The following is a 227-nucleotide window of genomic DNA, read 5'->3' on the forward strand; positions in this document are numbered from 1 at the left end:
ATTCTTTGTCCAACCGCAAGTCAACGCTGAAACACAAAAATTAGCTGGATACGAACTACTATTACGGTCATCTTGCCATGATTACTGGGTAACGCCCACTGATTTTACCGCGGTACCAATGGACCAGCAGGTATTGTTATCCTATCAAGAGATCACGAGCATTTTAAAAGATCATCGCGACAATCCCGAAATTTCATTGAATTTAAACCGTGAACAATTTACGGATC

1 pseudogene is annotated in these 227 nt (G+C 41.0%); it reads left to right on the forward strand.

Annotated features, from left to right (window positions below):
• A pseudogene (locus HF569_RS12200) lies at window positions 1–227 on the forward strand (EAL domain-containing protein); the annotation flags it as partial.

This window comes from Levilactobacillus tujiorum (genome assembly GCF_012641185.1).
In the GTDB taxonomy this organism is placed as follows: Bacteria; Bacillota; Bacilli; order Lactobacillales; family Lactobacillaceae; genus Levilactobacillus; species Levilactobacillus tujiorum.